The sequence below is a fragment of the Blautia sp. SF-50 genome (assembly GCF_900101315.1).
Taxonomy (GTDB): Bacteria; Bacillota; Clostridia; order Lachnospirales; family Lachnospiraceae; genus Blautia_A; species Blautia_A fusiformis.
Map to the genome: position 1 here is coordinate 19,499 of NZ_FMUW01000029.1, position 18,780 is coordinate 38,278.

Consider the following 18,780-nt stretch of genomic DNA (forward strand, 5'->3'; position numbering starts at 1 on the left):
CAGCATTGAATATATGCACTTGGTGGTAATTCAATGCTGTTCTTTTTTTGGAAAAACTGTTATAATATTTTTAATTTATTAATTGTTATCGAAAGTGGGAAATTGATATGAAAATATTATCGAATCGATTGGCGTTAGTACTTGCGGAATATAGTGAATTACCTTCAAGTGTTCAAAAAGTTATAGACGGGAATAATAAAAAGGACATAAATATGAAAGGAGTTTTACGTCTTTATAAATGTGGAGACAAATATCTATACGTGTTACCAGAATTATTTGAAAAATCGGAATTAACCTCAATATATGGCAATCGAATAGATCGATGCAATGAAGATAGTTTTGATACATTACTGTATCATTATTTTTCTTGGTTGAATCTTCCTATGGATGAGACATCTCTAACAACATATGTAAAGGGGCTCGAAACCTATACAAAGAGTATGTGTATCGAAGAGACTTGGCATATATTAAATCTTGCAATACAATGTTTGGAGAATTCTTACAATTCTAATTTTAGTGCAGTATTAACGTTTTATGCATTAATCGAAATTTTGATTTTGACCGATAAAGAAAAAAGAGATAAAGGGAATTTTATTCGTGAAGAGTGTAGTAGAAAGCTGCCACAATTTTTAAAAAAGGATAGTATAACATATTTAGGATTACAACCATTCATCAATAAAGATCTGTCAGAAAAAGATATTTTTGATAAGTTGACGCATATAAGGCATAAAGTAATTCATGGTATTCTTAAAGAGGCCAGAGAAATTTTGAGAGAATTATTTCCTATGCGGAAGGGGAAATATGGTGGAGCTACTGAAGACGCTGAGAGTTCAGTATTTCAAGATCAATTGAGGTGTTTAAATTGCCTAATCAGATTAGTGCTTGTTAATATTTTGATGGAATGGATGCATGATCCAAACAATCTGTTGCAAATAAAGAATAGAGATTATATCGAGACTGATTAAGAAAAATGAAGGGCTGCGTTTTATAGCAGCCCTTATATCTCTCAATATGCTTTATTAGAGAGCATTCACTCTTTTTCTGATATATGCTCTAGTGTTTGCGCTAGAATCCATTTCACATGATCGTCGCTTAATCGATAAAATATATTCTTTCCAGATCTTCTTGATTTAACCAAATGGGCGGAACGTAGTGACTTTAATTGATGTGAAATGGCTGATTCATTAAAATCCATTTTATATGCTAATTCACTTACACAAAGTTCTCCCTCCATTAAAAACCATAGTATTTTCATTCTGGTTAGATCGCCCATAGCCCGGTATAATTTAGTGAGCTGTTCTAATTCGATGCTGGATGGAATATTATTTTCTATTTTCAAATAATCACCTCTTTCCCCTATATATATTGACAATCTTTAAGTCAAGAACTATCATAAGATTGATAGTAGGAGGAGATATAATGTCACATTACAACTTACCTCATAATCACGGTCAAAGTATTGATCGTGTGTTAGAGAATATGCCAACTACTGAAAGTTTTCAAGAAGTGTCTATTCTTTTTCAGCAGCTTGGTGATGGGAGCCGGTTACGAATATTATGGCTTCTTTGTCATTGCGAGGAATGCGTTACTAATATTGCGGCAGCGCTGAATATGAGCAAACCTGCTGTGTCCCACCACCTAAGGACACTAAAGGATAATAAACTGATTGAAAGCAGGCGTGAAGGAAAGGAAGTGTACTATAAAATATCAAATACAAATCAGGCACATTTCCTTCATGAAGCTATAGATGCCATGTTTGAAATGTCTTGTCCCATAGAGTAGTGTAAATGCGCTGCATTTCAATAGTCGTATTGAAATGCAGCGCATTGTTTAAACATTGTTTTCTTATAGGTAGTTGGCATTATAGAGAATTGAAATTTAGTTTGAATTCTCTAATTATATTTTTTGACATTCATAGCGCGTATGGCATTAAGAATGGCAATAACAGATACACCTACATCAGCGAAAACAGCAGCCCACATAGAAGCATAGCCGATAGCACCTAAAAACAATACGAGAAATTTTACTGCTAAAGCAAAAACAATATTCTCATGAGCTATACGAAGTGTTTTTCGGGCAATCTTTATTACAGTAGCAATTTTTGATGGTTCATCGGTCATTAATACTACATCAGCAGCCTCAATAGCGGCATCGGAACCAAGGCCGCCCATAGCAATTCCTACATCGGCTCTTGCCAGAACAGGGGCATCATTAATTCCGTCTCCAACAAATGCCAGACTGGTTTTATCATTTTTGCCTGACAAAAGACGTTCTACGCGTTCTACTTTGTCAGCAGGTAGCAATTCAGTATATGCATGATCAAGTCCAAGTTTTGATGCAACTTTTTGACCAACTGCATCAGAGTCGCCTGTCAGCATGATTGTTTGACGAACTCCACAGCTTTTCAGTGAAGTTATTGCTTCCGCCGCATCAGGCTTGATTTCATCCTCGATAACGATATGTCCCCAATACTTATTATTAACGGCAATGTAAATCAGCGTGCCGACATCTGAAGTATAAGGAATAGTAATTCCTTCACGTTCCATTAATTTTGTATTACCAGCAAATACTGATTGACCATCAATGATAGCATGCACACCATGTCCGGCAATTTCCTGAACATCTTGAATTCTGGATGAATCGATCACTTTGTTGTAAGCCTTCTTAATGGATTGTGATATTGGATGGTTCGAGTAATCTTCCGCATATGCGGCAATCTCAAGTAATTGATCTTTAGAAACACCTTCTGTACGAAGTTCTGTTACGGCAAAAGATCCTTTTGTTAATGTGCCCGTCTTATCAAATACTACGATTTCTGTGTTGGCTAGTATTTCCAAGTAATTGCTTCCCTTTACCAAGACACCACTCTTAGAGGCACCACCGATACCGCCAAAAAAGCTGAGTGGAATTGAAATAACTAATGCACACGGGCAGGAAATAACCAAAAATGTTAATGCACGATATATCCATGCCATAAATGGCTGACCGGTTATTAAGGGAGGTAAGATTGCTAAAGCAAGAGCACCAATAACAACAGCAGGTGTATAATACTTCGCAAATCTTGTTATAAAGTTCTCCGTTTTAGCTTTTTTATCACTGGCATTTTCCACTAAGTCAAGTATTTTGGATACGGTTGATTCTCCAAATTCTTTTGTGGTTCTGATATGCAGAATACCAGTTTGATTGATGCAACCGCTGATAACATCCATTCCGGCTTCTACGTCACGTGGCATAGATTCACCTGTAAGAGCAGAAGTGTCTAAAGTAGATGTTCCTTTAAGTATTGTTCCGTCTAAAGGAATTCTTTCGCCAGGTCGGACGATGATAATGTCGCCTACTTTGACCTCTTCTGGGTCCACTTGTTGCAGCTCTCCGTTTCGCTCTACATTTGCATAGTCAGGTCTTATATCCATAAGATTTGTAATAGATTTTCGGGATTTACTTACGGCATAGGATTGAAACCATTCACCAATTTGATAAAATAGCATAACCGCAACACCTTCTGAGTATTCTCCGAGAACAAGAGCGCCGACAGTTGCAATCGTCATTAAAAAGTTTTCATCAAAAATCTGGCCATGTGTAATATTTGTAATGGCTTTCCATACTATATCCCAACCAATAACGGCATAGCATAACAAATATAGTGTTAATTGAGGAATTCCTTCAAGTGGAAGAAATATGCCTGCAATATATATGACAGCCGCAATGATAATTCGGGTAAGTAATTTTTTTTGCCGTTTAGTCATTCATTTCCACTCCTTTCAGTAAAATAATATCAGCTATGATTTGGTCTGACGTTCATTTTCATACCATAGCTCATTTGCTGTTTTTTCCCAATTTTCAGCATAAAGTTCGCATTTATCACATAGATGATCTACAGATTCAGGAGATTGCAGGTCAGTTGATTCTGCACCTGATTGCTTAACCATTTTTCGTAGATATTTAGGATTTTCCAGCATGGGGCATGGCCGGAGCATATTTTGGTTAAATGGCTGTCCATTGTGATATGCCATAAATAGAGGACTTTTCAAGGAATCTAATAAGCTGCATTCATGAATATTTACATTTGAATAGTGAATGAATACGCAAGGTTCCACATCTCCTGCAGCGTTAATATGGAGATATCTTCGTCCACCTGCAATACATCCGCCTACATATTCAGCATCATTCTGAAAATCCATACTGAATATAGGTTTAGTTTCTCTAAAACGCCGAATACGCTCATAAATAAGCTTTCGCTGTTCCGGCGTTGGTAGAAGTGCAGGTACAGCATCATTACCAACTGGCATGTAATGGAAAAACCACACAAACATTGCGCCTGCATCAATCAGCATATCAAAAAAGGCTTCGCTGGTAATATCTTGGTAGTTTGCACTGGTATAACAAGTTGAGATTCCAAAAGGTAAATTATGCTTTTTCAGCAATTTCATAGCATTTTGTACTTTGGTAAATACACCTTTACCTCTTCGGCCATCGTTGGCCCCCTCAAATCCTTCTAAGCTAATTGCCGGAACAAAGTTTTTTACCCTGATCATTTCTTTACAGAATTCTTCATCAATTAAAGTTCCGTTTGTGAACGAGAGAAATTCGCAATCTGGATGGCGTTCGCATAATGTTATTAAATCTTTTTTGCGAACCATAGGTTCACCGCCGGTATATATATACATATATGTACCGAGTTCCTTACCTTGCTGAATGATATTATCAATAGTGTCTAGGCTAAGGCTGAGCTTATGACCGTACTCTGCAGCCCAACATCCGGTACAATGCAGATTGCACGCAGATGTTGGGTCTAAGAGAATTGCCCACGGTACATTACAATTTTCACGCTGGGCAATTTCCTCCTGTATGGCGCTACCCTTTAAAGCTGAATTCATGATGAAATTCCGAAAGAAAGTTTTTCTGACGCCTTCATCCAACTGGTAAGCTTTTAAAATAAGTTGGTACCAATTGTTTTTTTCCGTTATTGCTTTACGAAACGCTGCTCTTTGACTCTCATACCACCCATCCGGCACTACTTTATCAATGAGATCCATAGCTTTTGGAATATTAATTTCAGGGTCTTTCTCCAAATAATGCAGTGTGGATGTCAAAGCGGTATTGAAAGCTGCATTTTTTACTGTATTTATAATGTTCATTTGTTTGTTCTCCATTGAACCGATTTACAATTTAACTGTTACGTCCGGTTCGATTTTCTTGATAAGATTTTTGGCTTCTGCAAAAATGGCATCGAATTTATCATCGGGAGCTTCGAGATCCATTTTCTGTTTGATGAAGCTTACAGATACATTAGTTACTCCGTCAATTTTTTTTACAGCATTTTCAATTTTGGCTGCGCAGTGTCCGCAATCCAGGTCAATAAGTTTAATGGTCTTTTTCATTATAAAGATCCCCTTTCTAAATATATTTTTTTGGTTAGACTAATGAATGATTAAACGATTGTTTAATCGTTCATGCGATTAGTATATGAATGATTTTTTTAGTAGTCAATAGTTTTGGAGCGGATACATCCTTTTGGAGTCAAAAACCTACGGAATGGATTGAAAAAAATGGGAAATTCCTTTTGGAGTCAAAAACCTACTTTGTGGAGCGGACAAAATAAGAAAGATACAGGTATAATATGAATCGGTCATGAGAATGGTCGGGTGTACACTATTATTTTTCGCAAGAGGTTTTTAGCATTTTCCCCAATGCTTTGGACCTCATTATTTATAAATTATGAGTACCCTACAGGGGAGGGGTGCAATATATTGAGAAAGAAGGGATAAAGTTGCAAAAGGAACAGTTCGATATAACAGGCATGACTTGTTCGGCCTGCTCTGCCCGTGTTGAAAAGAGTGTTTCAAAACTTCCGGGTATACAGGAGGTTGCAGTAAACTTGTTAAAAAACAGTATGGTTGCCTCTTATGATGAAACCGTTTTAAGTGCGGATGAAATCGTAAAAGCTGTGGAGAAGGCAGGATATGGGGCTTTTCCGCAGGCGTTAGGTAAATCTAAGAAGACTGAAAAAAATGTCGGAGATGACACAGCAAAAATTGAATATCAAAAAATGAAAAAACGTTTAGTTATTTCATTGGTGTTTGGAGGTTTACTTTTCTACATTTCAATGGGACATATGATGGGGTGGCCTTTGCCCCCAATCCTTACAGGAATGAAAAATGCAATGATTTTTGCTTTTACTCAGTTTTTGTTACTGCTTCCAATTGTATATGTGAATTTCCGATATTATAAAGTCGGTTTTAAAACGTTATTCCAAGGAGCACCTAATATGGATTCACTTATTGCTATAGGGTCCAGTGCTGCAATTGTATATGGAATATATGCCATATATAAGATCGGATATGGATTCGGGCATAGTGATATGCAAATGGTACATAACTTTATGATGGATTTGTACTTTGAGTCTGCAGGAATGATTCTAGCACTCATTACTCTTGGGAAGTTTTTTGAAGCACGTGCAAAAGGAAAGACTTCGGATGCGATAACAAAACTAATGAATTTGGCGCCTAAGACAGCTACAATTCTTAGAAATGGTATTGAATTGCAAATACCAGTAGAAGAAGTAAATCAAGGCGATATATTAATTGTTAAAAGTGGAGAGGCGATTCCGGTTGATGGTGAAATAATCGAGGGAACGGCTTCAATTGACGAATCAGCATTGACAGGAGAGAGTATTCCAGTAGAAAAACACGTAGATGATAAAGTAATTGGCGCTACTATTAACAAAGCGGGCTATTTCAAAATGAAAGCCACTAAAGTTGGGGATGATACGACTTTAGCACAGATTGTAAAGCTTGTTGATGAAGCGACAAGTTCCAAAGCTCCAATTGCAAAAATGGCTGACAAAGTAAGTGGAATTTTTGTGCCGGTTGTGATCACAATAGCGTTATTGGCAGTAGTAGTATGGCTGATAGCCGGACAAAGTTTTGAATTTGCTTTATCTATTGGAATTTCTGTTTTAGTTATTTCGTGCCCTTGCGCATTAGGACTTGCAACTCCTACTGCAATCATGGTGGGAACAGGTAAAGGCGCGACAAATGGAATTTTGCTGAAATCTGCAGAAGCACTTGAAACGGCACATAGTGTGGATACGGTTGTACTTGATAAAACAGGAACAATTACTCAGGGAAAGCCTACCGTAACAAATATTATCTGTTCAAATGGAGTAACAGAGAGAGAGTTAATCCAAATAGCAGCATCTTTGGAAAAACTGTCAGAACATCCGTTGGCAGATGCGATTGTTGCAGAAGCTGACAAAAGAAATTTAAATTATCTGGGTGTAAGTGAGTTTAAACAGATTCCAGGGCAGGGAATTACCGGAATTATTAATGGCTCGATTTGTCTTGCCGGCAATACACGGTTACTTGGTTCTAGTCATGTTGCTGGTGGTGCGCTTCAAAAAATTGGCGGAGAAATGGCCGAGCAGGGAATGACACCGTTATTTTTTGCGAAAGATCAAGAGTTGATTGGCATTATCGGTGTAGCCGATGTGGTCAAGCCCACAAGCCGACAGGCGATTGAAGAACTTAGAAATATGGGAATTGAGACCGTGATGTTGACCGGTGATAATACAAAAACAGCAACAGCAATTCAAAAGCAGGTAGGAGTAGACCGAATAGTTGCAGAAGTATTGCCTCAAGATAAGGAACGCGAAGTGCGTCAATTACAAGGCTCCGGAAAAAAGGTGGCAATGGTAGGGGATGGTATTAATGATGCACCTGCATTGGCAAGAGCGGACATTGGAATTGCAATTGGCGCAGGTACAGATGTTGCGATTGAATCGGCTGATATCGTGTTGATGAAAAGTGACCTTTTGGATGTTGTAACCGCCATTCAATTAAGTAAATCGGTAATCCGAAATATTAAACAAAATTTATTTTGGGCGTTCTTTTATAACACGATTGGAATTCCGATTGCAGCAGGATTGTTTTATTCAGGTTTTGGCTTGAAATTAAACCCTATGATCGGAGCATTTGCAATGAGCTTTAGTTCTGTTTTTGTTGTGACTAATGCATTAAGGTTAAGATTTTTTAAACCAAAACATATGACAGATACTGATTTATAAAGAAAAGGAGAAAAAATAAAATGAAAAAAACGATTAATATTGAAGGAATGGTATGTGGCAATTGTGTGATGCATGTTAAAAATGCGCTTATGGATGTGAGCGGCGTAACAAATGTCGATGTGAGCCTTGAAAAAAAGACGGCAGAAGTTACGTTGGGAGTTAAAGTATCTGATGTAATTTTATCTGATGCAGTTAAAGAAGCTGGATATGAAGTAAAAAAAATACAGTGATAGTTGCTTAAGTATAAAAATAGGTATATTTCAGGTATCTATGAAACACTTCCTGCTGTACGTAAGGAGGAATTATAAGTGAAGGCTAAAAAAACGGATGTATCTCATAAACTGAAGGTTGCCCGTGGACAATTAGACGGCATATTAAAAATGGTTGATGAAAATAGATATTGTGTAGATATATCTAATCAGCTATTGGCTACACAAGCGCTATTAAAAAGCGCAAATCAAGAAATTATGCAGGCACATATACGGAGTTGTGTTGCAGAAGCATTACAGACAGACAAGCCAAATCCTAAATTGGAAGAAGCATTAAGTTTATTGGAAAAAATGTCTAATTAGCATAAGGCTGAATAACTCCAGGAAGCTTTTGTTCTCATAGGAAAAATTTGTCTACATTATGATGAGCATATTTTTCCTATGAGAGAAAAGTGTGCCTGGGGAAACGGTCATCATGGAAGCAGAATATGATTGTAAAACGAGCTGTTTATGAATTATTGAAAAAGATTTGATATTGGCTTGTTTGCTTGAACATAGATAGTATTGTATGAAACTAGAAAAAGAAGTTAATAGAACCATGTCCAAACGAAATGGTTAAAAAGTTAGGAGAATATAAATATGCTAAAGTTAGAGCAATTATCCTTTGATGTGAAGGAGGAAAAAGGTACAAAGAAAATTTTGAGTAATATTAATCTTACGGTAGATGATGGAAAGTTTGTAGTAGTTACAGGGCCAAATGGAGGAGGTAAATCTACATTGGCAAATCTGATTGCAGGTATTGAGCGTCCGGCATCCGGCTCTATTTTTATGGAAGGGCATGATATTACCGACATGAGTATTTCGGAACGTGCTAAAAATGGAATTAGTTTTGCATTTCAACAACCCGTCAGGTTCAAAGGGATTCGAGTGTTGGATTTGCTCCGAATGGCTTCTGGCAGAAACTTGTCATTTGGAGATGCCTGCGAATATTTATCTGAAGTAGGGTTATGTGCAAAGGATTATATCAATCGTGAGTTAAATGCGAGTCTTTCAGGAGGAGAATTAAAACGGATTGAAATTGCCATGGTACTTGCCAGAGGAACCAAGCTCTCTATTTTTGATGAACCAGAGGCAGGAATTGATTTGTGGAGTTTTCAAAACTTAATCCAGGTATTTGAACGAATGCGTGAGAGGAATAAAGGAAGAATAATTATTATAATTTCCCATCAGGAGAGAATTTTAAAAATTGCTGATGATATCGTAGTCATTTCAGAAGGAAAAATTATCAGAAAAGGAAGCAGGGATGAGGTTCTACCAGAACTTTTAGGGACTGTTTCTGCGGTGGATATGTGTAAAAAGTTTTATGAAGGAGGCAGGAGATAATGGATAAGATTCAGAAGAGATTATTAGAAGAGGTTGCAGATCTTCATGAAATTCCTGCGGGAGCTTATAATATCCGTGCCAATGGTCAAATGACAGCAAGAAATACAACAGCCAATATTAATATTGTTTCCAAAGAAGGAAAGAGTGGAATTGATATAAGAATTAAGCCGGGAACCAAGAAGGAAAGTGTACATATTCCCGTAATACTAAGCAAAAGTGGCTTTAAGGAAGTGGTCTATAATGACTTTTATATTGGTAACGATTGTGATGTGGTAATTGTTGCCGGATGTGGCATTCATAACAGTGGTGCGTTAGATTCCCAACACGATGGAATTCATCGCTTTTTTGTGGGAAGGAATGCTAAAGTTAAATACGTAGAAAAACATTATGGAACTGGGGAGGGATATGGAAAGCGTATTCTGAATCCTGTTACAGAGGTATATCAGGAAGAAGGAAGCTATGTGGAGATGGAAATGGTACAGATTAAAGGAGTGGATTCTACGATTCGTACTTCAAAAGCAGTGCTTTCGAAAGGTGCAAAGCTGGTAATTAAGGAACGGCTTATGACACATGGAAAACAGAAAGCAACCAGTATTTATGAAGTGGAATTAAAAGGGGAATTTTCCAATGCTGATGTCATTTCCCGTTCTGTTGCTAAAGATTATTCTAATCAGAGCTTCGAGGCCAATATTATAGGTGCGAATATATGTAACGGACATGCAGAATGTGATGCAATCATTATGGATCAAGCAAGGGTACTTTCTATCCCGAAATTGGATGCTAGGCATGTGGATGCAATGCTTATTCATGAAGCAGCAATTGGCAAAATCGCCGGTGAGCAGTTAATAAAACTCATGACTTTGGGATTAACGGAAAAAGAGGCGGAAGAATGTATTGTAAACGGATTCTTGAAATAGATCCGATTGACAGGAAATGAATGTTTTGGGAAGTAGGGACGGCAGCGCGTTTTATATAGAACAAACAAATGATTTCTAAATGGAGCTGAAACCCTGCTAAACAGAGCGGACAAAATGCGATATGATTCGCTATAATAAAAAATGGTTAGACTAAGCTAATTTATTTTTTGGAGGAATCAACAATGGAAAAAGCAATTGATACAAGAACAAAGTTATTGACCAAAAATCCATTTTCTCTCATGTTAGAATTAAGCATACCAGCAATCTTAGGTATGGTTGTTGTCGGGCTTTATAATATGATGGATTCAATTTTTATAGGACAGATGGTAGGGGCGGCTCAGATGGGCGCCGTATCGGTGTCTTATCCTTTTACACTCATCAATGCGGGTTCTGCGGCAATGTTAGGAGTTGGATCTGCTTCTGTGTTATCCAGGGCGATTGGAAAGAAAGATGAAGGGACAATCAAAAAGATTATGGGAAATCTGGTAGCAATGGTTATTTTGCTGTCTGTTATTTATACAATAATAGGTATGGTATTTACCAGACAACTTCTTTCTTTGGCTGGAGCTAGTGATAACATTTTAAATTATGCGGAAAAATACTTGCGTATTGTCTTTGCAGGTTCCTTATTTGTAAACTTCTTTCAGAGTGCTAACATGGTCATTCGTGGAGAAGGGCAGCTTAAAAAGGCAATGAGTATTATTGCCAGCGGTGCCATTTTAAATATTATCCTTGATCCAATATTTATTACTATTTTGAAACCTTATGGTATGGGAATTGAAGCGGCAGCTTTTGCAACAATTCTTTCTCAATTTGTTCAGGCAGTTATTACGCTTTGGTATTTCAGGAAAAAAAGTCCAAATGTAAAGATTGGACGTATCCGTATTGATGGAGAGCTGCTTCCGCAGGTTCTTTCAGTAGGTGTATCGGCGCTGCTGATGCAGATTTTGACTTTGGTACAGCAGACGGTTATTTATCGAGTTGCAGCTAATTATGGTGGAGAAACTTCACAAATTCTTTTGGGTGCAGCCCTCCGGTTCTGGAATTTCTCCTTTGTTCCACTTTGGGGAATTAGCCAAGGTTTTCAGCCGGCGGCAGGCACAAATTACGGTGCAAAGGATTATGACAGGGTAAAGACACTGACAAAGGTTTTTGTAATTGCTGCGACAGTATTATCTTTGATATTCTACATTCCGGCGGAACTGTTCCCGGCCAAAGTATTGTCCATGTTTATTACAACACCGGGCGTGGCAGCTTCGGGTGCTACAAATTTCCGTATTATGTTCAGTACATATGTTTTGCAGGGAAGTTTCATGATCGCTGTGACACTGTTCCAGTCTCTGGGTAAGGCGAATAAGGCGACATGGCTGGTTCTGTTCCGTCAGATTATTCTGTTTATTCCGCTTTGTGTGCTTCTGCCGATGATTGGTGGTATGGGAATTCGTGGTGTCTGGTTGGCAATTGCCTTGACGGATGCAATCCTTGTAGTGATTACTATTTCCATGATGATCTCTGAGTTTCGTAAAATGCCGTCAACTGTAATGGCAAAACGATAGGAGGGAAGTATATGTATCTTTGTGATGGGAAGATAGATAACAATTATAAAGTTACTGATATTGAATTGCCTACCAATATAGGAAAGCGCCTTGAAGCATTAGGAATGACCTGTGGTACTCCTGTCACTGTCTTAAATAGCAAAAACCATGGTGTCCTGATTGTAAAAGTTCGAGGAACGCGTTTCGCCCTTGGGCGCAATATCACAAAAAAAGTATTAGTGGGGTAAATTTCGATGAGTGAGAATTTGACAATAGGCTTCATCGGAAATCCAAACTGTGGGAAAACTACACTTTTCAATGCATATACCGGTGCAAATCTAAAAGTAGCAAATTGGCCAGGTGTTACCGTTGAAAAGGTGGAGGGAGCAATCAAGGATCATGACTTAAATATCCGCTTGGTTGATCTCCCCGGTACATACAGCCTGACTTCTTACACTATGGAGGAACAGGTGTCTCGACAGTTCATACTAAGTGATGAAGTCGATGTGATTATTGACGTTGCGGATGCTTCAGCATTGGAACGGAATCTATACTTAACTTTACAACTTTTGGAGTTGGGGAAGCCAGTTGTGTTGGCACTGAACATGATGGATATTGTCGAAAAACGTGGTATGGAGATTGATACGCACAGGCTGCCGGAATTGTTAGGTATCCCTGTGATTCCGGTTTCTGCCAGAAAGCGGACAGGGTTGGATGTGTTACTTCATGCTGCGGCACATCATAAAGACTGTAAAGATCCTGAATGCTTGATTCATCATCATAAATATATATCAAAACACAGACATAACCATCATGCGGAATATGCAATGGTATACAGTGATAACATTGAAGATAAGATTGACCTTATCATTGAGGAACTGAAACGGAAATATCCAGATTTAACCAATTATCGTTGGCACGCAATCAAGCTGTTGGAGCAGGATCAGGAGATTACGAAACGCTATTCCGTCAATCTTCCAACAGTGATTGATCGTAATTATGAATCGGATATCATTAACGAGAAGTATGATTTCATTCAGGAGATTATAAAAGAAGTGCTGGTTAATAAAGATCGGCAGGACGCTCTGACGGAGAAAGCAGACAGGGCACTGACGCACCGAGTTTGGGGCATTCCGATTTTCCTTGGCATTATGGCAGTAGTATTCTTCTTGACTTTTACTATTGGGGACTGGATTAAGGGATATTTAGAGGTAGGAATTGAAAGTTTTTCTGCCTTGGTTAGTGATATGCTGGTCGCTACAGGAGTGAATGAAGTGCTATGTTCTCTGATTGTGGACGGAATCATTGCTGGTGTGGGAGGTATTCTGACTTTCCTGCCGAATATCTTCATTCTTTTTTTAGCTCTAGCTTTTCTGGAGGATAGCGGGTATATGGCTCGTGTTGCTTATGTCATGGAAGGAATCATGAGCAAACTTGGACTATCTGGTAGAGCTTTCATACCTATGATTTTAGGATTTGGGTGTACGGTTCCCGCAATTATGGCTTCCAGAACTTTAGAGAATAAGCATGATCGCTTTAAAGTAATGCTGATTACTCCGTTTATGAGCTGTAGCGCACGTTTGCCAATTTATATATTGTTTGCGGAAATGTTCTTTAAAGAACGTGCAATGATAGTTGCATACTCCATGTATCTGATTGGCCTGGTGGTTGCTATTCTGGTAGCGGCAGTCATTCATCTGATTGATAAGAGAAAATCGGAAAATTACCTGTTGATTGAATTACCGGAATATAAAATCCCTAGTTCCCGAACCGTGGCAATATACGTATGGGAAAAAGTAAAAGATTATCTTACAAAAGCGGGTACTACGATTTTTGTTGCGTCTATTGCTATGTGGATACTCTTGAACTTTGGACCACATGGTTACACAACGGAAATGGTTGACAGTTTTGGAGCTGTTCTTGGACATTGGCTAGTGCCTTTCTTTGAACCGATTGGGCTTGGTTACTGGCAGATTGCAGTGGCTTTAATCGCAGGCATTTCTGCAAAAGAAGTTGTGGTATCCAGTTGTGCAGTTTTATTTGGTATTCCCAATATTACTTCAGAAGCTGGTATGAACACTTTGGTAGGGATTCTCGGTACCGCAGGCTTCGGGCAGTTAAATGCATTCTGCTTGATGATTTTTTGCCTGCTCTATATACCATGTGCAGCGGCAATGGCAACAATCAAGAGAGAAGCAAGAAGTTGGAAGTGGATGTGTTTTTCAGCAGTATTTCAGCTTGCTGTTGCATGGGGAATGACTTTTATTATTTATCATATTGGGAGGATTGTATAGTATGAAAGGTGGGAAGAAAATGGTCACTATTATTTTAGCAGTTGCAATTTTGGCATATGCTGGATGGGCGATTTATAAAATCAGGATGAAAAAGAAAAATGGCGGATGCTGTAATGGCAGTTGTGGCAGTTGTGTGAGCAAAAACAAATGTTTGTAATATTTGATTGGTGTTAGTTGTACAAGAAATAACATGGAGTCATGTATGATTTTGAGTAGCATGATTCCATGTTAAATCTTTATGTACAAATGAATCTTTAAAGAGTAAAATGTATTTAAGAGTTAATAATTTCAAATCTGTGGGAGGATGTATGGATTCTAATATAAAAATGAAAGTGATGAAAAATGCATCCGTAATTCAAAAGGAAAATGGATTCGGACGCTTACTAAAATTTGACTGTTCCGATGGCTTGGGATTGATGACAGTATATAATGTATTTCCGGGAATAGAGTTGATTTATAATGAGTTTGAAACCACAGAGTTTAGCTGGAAGAATAATACATCAGGGAATGTTATGGAGATAAATCATTGCCGTGAGGGTAGGGAAGGATCTCAACTTAAAAATGGAGCTTATTTGTATTTAGGTGAGGGTGATCTATCTATACATATGATGGAAAATTGTGCACCGGTAATGAGTTTTCCTTTAAAACACTATAGGGGCATTTCTGTAGTTATAGATCTTGATATAATTTCTGAAAATCCACCAGATTCGTTAAAAGACACAGAGATCGATTTTATTGGCTTTAAAGAGAAGTTTTGTGGAAAAGACACAAGTTTTATTATGCCGGCCAAGGATGAGATTGAACATATTTTTTCAGAATTATATAGAGTTCCGGAAGGAATTCAAATGGCATATTTCAAGTTGAAAATACAGGAATTATTATTATTTTTGTGTATGGTTGATGTTAGATCCGAAAATCAGCGTGCTCAATATATGCCACCACAAGTGGAAGTGGTAAAGAAAATACATAAGAAACTGATTGCTAATCTTAAAGAGAGACCAACAATTGAAGAATTATCGAAAGAATATTTAATTAATACATCCACGCTTAAAGAAACTTTTAAGGGAATTTATGGTATGCCTATTGCTAGCTACATGAAAACGTATAGAATAAAGCAGGCAGCAGTTCTGTTAAGACAGACACAGGATACGGTAGCAGATATAGCACAACAAGTGGGATACATAAATCAAAGTAAATTTGCTACCGCTTTTCGAGAAATTATGAAGATTTCTCCGACAGAATATCGTAGTCAATATGAAGCGAATCCCAAAACTATATTGGACGATTGATTATTTGGGATAAATGGAATTATTGAATACCTAAATTAAGAAATATTTGGTGTAAAAAACGCAGAAAATTTCAAGAAAATGAAATTTTTCTGCGTTTTTTATTTTGATTTTAAAAAAATTTATCATTATCGACAAAAATAGAAATACATAATACTACAAATAAAGTATCCATAAACTCTATTATTGGTATTGCTCGGAGCCTTTTTAGATAAAATAAATGTAAAGAGCGAGGAGAATGCGATGAAAAATAGAGTTAAAGAACTAAGAGAAGCAAAACATTTAACGCAAACTGGCTTAGCGCTGAAAGTTGGTTCTACGCAACAAACTATTAGTAAGATTGAAAGAGAAATTGGAGTTCCAAAACTGGATTTAGCGCTTATAATGGCAGATTTTTTCAACGTTACATTAGAGTATTTGTTTTGCTTGTCGGATAAAAAGCATAAATTGGAACATCAAATTAAAATAGATAAGACTATTGAGGAGTTTTATGATTTTTTTGTGGACTATCAGGATTTAAATTCTGATGAATATTCCTGTGCGGTAACACCGCAAATCCGGCAGACGGGAAACCGTCTATCCGGTAATGCGGGAACCGCTTATGCGAGTTTACTCGCGTAACATTTTATCCAAGCCATACACCTCTCTCATAGAGATATCATGCTCAGCATCAATGCTTGTGATATTGATCCTGTAGCTGTCATGTGCGATTCGATCAATAATCGCATCGGCCAATGGACTGTCGTCACCACCAAGCTGATCATACCATTCTTCGAATCCATACTGAGAGCAGAAAATCGTAGATGATTTCTTGCGTCTCCGATGCAAAAGTTCAAAAATGTCCTTTTGCTCGATTTCAGTAGGTTTCAAAAGAAGCCACTCATCAAGAATAAGCACCAGTGGATTGGCATATTTGGCAAGAACTTTTCGGTAATTCCCTTCTGACCGTGCAATCTCAAGATCAATAAGCAGATCTGGAAGGCGGATATATTTAGTAGTGAAATACCGTTTACATGCTTCCATGCCAAAAGCACAAGCCATATAGGTTTTTCCACAGCCTGTTGCACCGGTAATAAAGAGATTCCGGTGTTCCGATATATACTCGCAGGTAGCAAGCCTGCTAATGAGGTTTTTATTAAGTTTACGTCCGGAAGTATAATTGATATCCATGATATTTGCTTCCGGTTGGTCGAATCCGGCATTATGAATCAGTCGTTTCAGGCGGTTGTTCTTACGGTTGCTGTATTCAATATCTACCAGCATCCCAAAACGATCTTCAAATGCAACTTCCTTAAATTCAGGATCATTGAGTTGGTTGCGAAATGCATCTGCCATTGATGTAAGACGCATCTCAATTAATTTATCTATTGTACTCTGATTTGTCATATGTGATTACCTCCGATAGTAGTCAGCACCTCTTGTGATGCCGCGTGCTTTGTGTGTGGTCTTGGAATCCGATGCTTCTGATTCCTGTTTTACAGAACCTGTTACAAGGATGTTTTTGATACTCTTGTAACTTGGCGATGCTGTATAGGATAACGCCTTTTTGCAGGCTGCTTCCAACATAGCTTCTGAATATTTATCCGTAAGCTTCAGAAGTCCCATACAACTTCGGTAAGTTTGTTGTTCCACACGTTTGGAGGTTAGTATCGCATTGACCACAGTGTACGTGTTTATCCCAATTCGCTCAGCCCATTTGCGGAATCGGTCGCCGTTCCATTCCAGATATTTCTGATGGTCTTCCGGCATATGTTCCGTGACAGTGCTGTACTTTCCAGGTCGTCCTTTCAGACGGCGGTGGGAGGCAATTCGGTTATGGTTGTAAAAAATTTCAATGGTGGTATCTGTTACTTTTACATCAACTTTCTTTTTGATGTATTCATAAGGAACTGAGTATAGCATTCCGTCCACAGATATGTGATAATTAAACTGAACGGTGGCTGTTTTCCAGTCGCTCAGTTCAAAACGGGAAGCGGGTAACGGTGCCAGTAATGGCTTTTCATCTTCAAGGAATAAACTGAGCCGGCTTCCCTCTTTCTTTTGAAAGAGCCTTTGGTTGAACTGCTCAAGCTTTTCTCTGATTGCACGATTCAATTCGGCAAGGGAAAAGAACTGTTCATTTCGAAGGGCTGCTGTTATCCAGGTAGAGATATTCCCTACTGTTCCTTCTGCATTCGGCTTATCCTTGGGAGTTCTGACACGCGCCGGAATGATTGCTGTACCGTAGTGCTCAGCCAGTTCCTGATAAGTTTCATTGATCTGCTGGTCTTTCCAGCCGCCATTGTGAACAACTGCTGTCTTGCAGTTATCCGGCACGAGAATTCTGGCAACACCGCCAAAGAACTCGTACATATGGACATGAGCAGTGATCCATGATTTTTGTTTCATATCCAGAAATGCTTCTATATACGCATACTGACTGTATGTCATCACACCAACAAATAGATAGGTTTTGATAATCTCTCTGGTATCAGGATCAATGATTGTTGCAGGATCACCCGCCCAGTCAACTTCCACCTGTTCACCGGGTTTGCGGTTGATATGCATGGTAGCACGTCGCTTTTGCTCATCCTGTTGGATGTGATAGCAGAATTGTGAATACATGAGCGGTTCATCGCCATTGGCACGGCAGTCTTCCATGTATTCTGTCCACAGGAGCTTTTTAGTGACTCCATTACGGAGTAGCTCCTTACGGATGTAATCATAGTCCGGCATCCGCTTAGTGGATGTGGTTTGCTTTGCAGAAGGGAAAAACTTTTCTGCAAGGGCAGCATCCGTGTCATTTTCTGCAAGCGGCCAGGAAATACCCAGTTCTTCTGCACGCTTTAAGACACGGTTTACTGTCTTTTTTGATACATTGCAGCTGTTAGCAATGTTTTGCTGACTGAGATTCAGGCTTTTAAGTCTGAGAATCTCTCGATATTTGGTCATGACTGTGACCTCCTTAAAATGTATTTACACCATTTGGTGCATGATTACATTCTAAGGATATAGAATAAAGGTTTCCACTACCGGAATGGTGGTTTCCTCAAAAACGGATTTACGGTTTCCTGAGTCCGGACAGCAGGGACACGGAGCCCGGATTATTCAT

17 protein-coding genes and 1 pseudogene are annotated in these 18,780 nt (G+C 38.4%); 12 read left to right on the top strand and 6 right to left on the bottom strand.

Features of this window, described 5'->3' with window-relative positions; translation table 11 throughout:
- Positions 1 to 107 precede the first annotated feature (107 nt).
- Positions 108 to 965 carry a hypothetical protein gene (locus tag BLP57_RS14240; RefSeq protein ID WP_092072659.1) on the top strand — a complete coding sequence of 286 codons (858 nt, stop codon included), beginning with the start codon at positions 108 to 110 and terminating at the stop codon, positions 963 to 965.
- A 65-nt stretch (positions 966 to 1,030) separates the two neighbouring features.
- Here the strand turns inward: BLP57_RS14240 and BLP57_RS14245 are convergent, their stop codons facing one another.
- Complete coding sequence (locus BLP57_RS14245) at positions 1,031 to 1,339, bottom strand: ArsR/SmtB family transcription factor (protein ID WP_233447097.1); 309 nt, start codon at positions 1,337 to 1,339, stop codon at positions 1,031 to 1,033.
- 80 nt (positions 1,340 to 1,419) lie between these two features.
- Between BLP57_RS14245 and BLP57_RS14250 the strand changes: the two genes are divergently transcribed.
- Positions 1,420 to 1,782, top strand: coding sequence for an ArsR/SmtB family transcription factor (locus BLP57_RS14250; protein ID WP_092072661.1), 363 nt, complete (start codon positions 1,420 to 1,422; stop codon positions 1,780 to 1,782).
- A gap of 110 nt (positions 1,783 to 1,892) precedes the next feature.
- Here the strand turns inward: BLP57_RS14250 and BLP57_RS14255 are convergent, their stop codons facing one another.
- Genes BLP57_RS14255 through BLP57_RS14265 form a run of 3 tightly spaced genes read right to left on the bottom strand, consistent with a single transcriptional unit; the run spans position 1,893 to position 5,381 of the window.
- Positions 1,893 to 3,746 (bottom strand): heavy metal translocating P-type ATPase, encoded by a 1,854-nt coding sequence (locus tag BLP57_RS14255; RefSeq protein ID WP_092072664.1) that lies wholly within the window; start codon positions 3,744 to 3,746, stop codon positions 1,893 to 1,895.
- 33 nt (positions 3,747 to 3,779) lie between these two features.
- A complete protein-coding gene (locus BLP57_RS14260; protein WP_092072667.1) occupies positions 3,780 to 5,138 on the bottom strand; it encodes a radical SAM protein in 1,359 nt (452 codons plus the stop codon).
- A gap of 24 nt (positions 5,139 to 5,162) precedes the next feature.
- Positions 5,163 to 5,381: a heavy-metal-associated domain-containing protein gene (locus BLP57_RS14265; protein WP_092072670.1), complete on the bottom strand. Its 219-nt coding sequence runs from the start codon at positions 5,379 to 5,381 to the stop codon at positions 5,163 to 5,165.
- A gap of 389 nt (positions 5,382 to 5,770) precedes the next feature.
- Between BLP57_RS14265 and BLP57_RS14270 the strand changes: the two are divergent.
- The 10 genes and pseudogenes from BLP57_RS14270 (at position 5,771) to BLP57_RS14320 (ending at position 16,310) form a co-directional block, all read left to right on the top strand.
- Positions 5,771 to 8,295, top strand: a pseudogene (locus BLP57_RS14270) (heavy metal translocating P-type ATPase).
- Positions 8,296 to 8,373: 78 nt separating this feature from the next.
- Entirely contained in the window at positions 8,374 to 8,637 is a 264-nt protein-coding gene (locus BLP57_RS14280) for a metal-sensing transcriptional repressor (protein WP_055039891.1), read from the top strand.
- Positions 8,638 to 8,913: 276 nt separating this feature from the next.
- Positions 8,914 to 9,657: an ABC transporter ATP-binding protein gene (locus BLP57_RS14285; protein ID WP_092072676.1), complete on the top strand. Its 744-nt coding sequence runs from the start codon at positions 8,914 to 8,916 to the stop codon at positions 9,655 to 9,657.
- The gene (locus BLP57_RS14290; RefSeq protein ID WP_173016073.1) at positions 9,654 to 10,574 is read left to right on the top strand and encodes a SufB/SufD family protein; all 921 of its coding nucleotides are present in this window, start codon (positions 9,654 to 9,656) and stop codon (positions 10,572 to 10,574) included. Before BLP57_RS14285 ends, BLP57_RS14290 begins: the two co-directional genes overlap by 4 nt.
- A gap of 182 nt (positions 10,575 to 10,756) precedes the next feature.
- A complete protein-coding gene (locus tag BLP57_RS14295) occupies positions 10,757 to 12,130 on the top strand; it encodes an MATE family efflux transporter (RefSeq protein WP_015528484.1) in 1,374 nt (457 codons plus the stop codon).
- Between the two features lie 11 nt (positions 12,131 to 12,141).
- A complete protein-coding gene (locus tag BLP57_RS14300) occupies positions 12,142 to 12,357 on the top strand; it encodes a FeoA family protein (RefSeq protein ID WP_015528485.1) in 216 nt (71 codons plus the stop codon).
- A 6-nt stretch (positions 12,358 to 12,363) separates the two neighbouring features.
- The gene (feoB, locus tag BLP57_RS14305; RefSeq protein WP_015528486.1) at positions 12,364 to 14,403 is read left to right on the top strand and encodes a ferrous iron transport protein B; all 2,040 of its coding nucleotides are present in this window, start codon (positions 12,364 to 12,366) and stop codon (positions 14,401 to 14,403) included.
- A 1-nt stretch (position 14,404) separates the two neighbouring features.
- A complete protein-coding gene (locus tag BLP57_RS14310) occupies positions 14,405 to 14,560 on the top strand; it encodes a FeoB-associated Cys-rich membrane protein (protein ID WP_092072682.1) in 156 nt (51 codons plus the stop codon).
- A 151-nt stretch (positions 14,561 to 14,711) separates the two neighbouring features.
- Positions 14,712 to 15,692, top strand: a complete 981-nt coding sequence (locus BLP57_RS14315; protein ID WP_092072685.1) for a helix-turn-helix domain-containing protein — start codon at positions 14,712 to 14,714, stop codon at positions 15,690 to 15,692.
- 240 nt (positions 15,693 to 15,932) lie between these two features.
- On the top strand, positions 15,933 to 16,310 hold the full coding sequence (locus tag BLP57_RS14320; protein ID WP_092072688.1) for a helix-turn-helix transcriptional regulator: 378 nt from the start codon (positions 15,933 to 15,935) through the stop codon (positions 16,308 to 16,310).
- Here BLP57_RS14320 and BLP57_RS14325 read toward each other — a convergent pair.
- A complete protein-coding gene (locus tag BLP57_RS14325; protein ID WP_092068769.1) occupies positions 16,299 to 17,075 on the bottom strand; it encodes an ATP-binding protein in 777 nt (258 codons plus the stop codon). The genes BLP57_RS14320 and BLP57_RS14325 overlap by 12 nt on opposite strands.
- A 6-nt stretch (positions 17,076 to 17,081) precedes the next feature.
- Positions 17,082 to 18,620 carry an IS21 family transposase gene (istA, locus tag BLP57_RS14330; protein ID WP_092068772.1) on the bottom strand — a complete coding sequence of 513 codons (1,539 nt, stop codon included), beginning with the start codon at positions 18,618 to 18,620 and terminating at the stop codon, positions 17,082 to 17,084.
- Between the last annotated feature and the right edge of the window lie 160 nt (positions 18,621 to 18,780).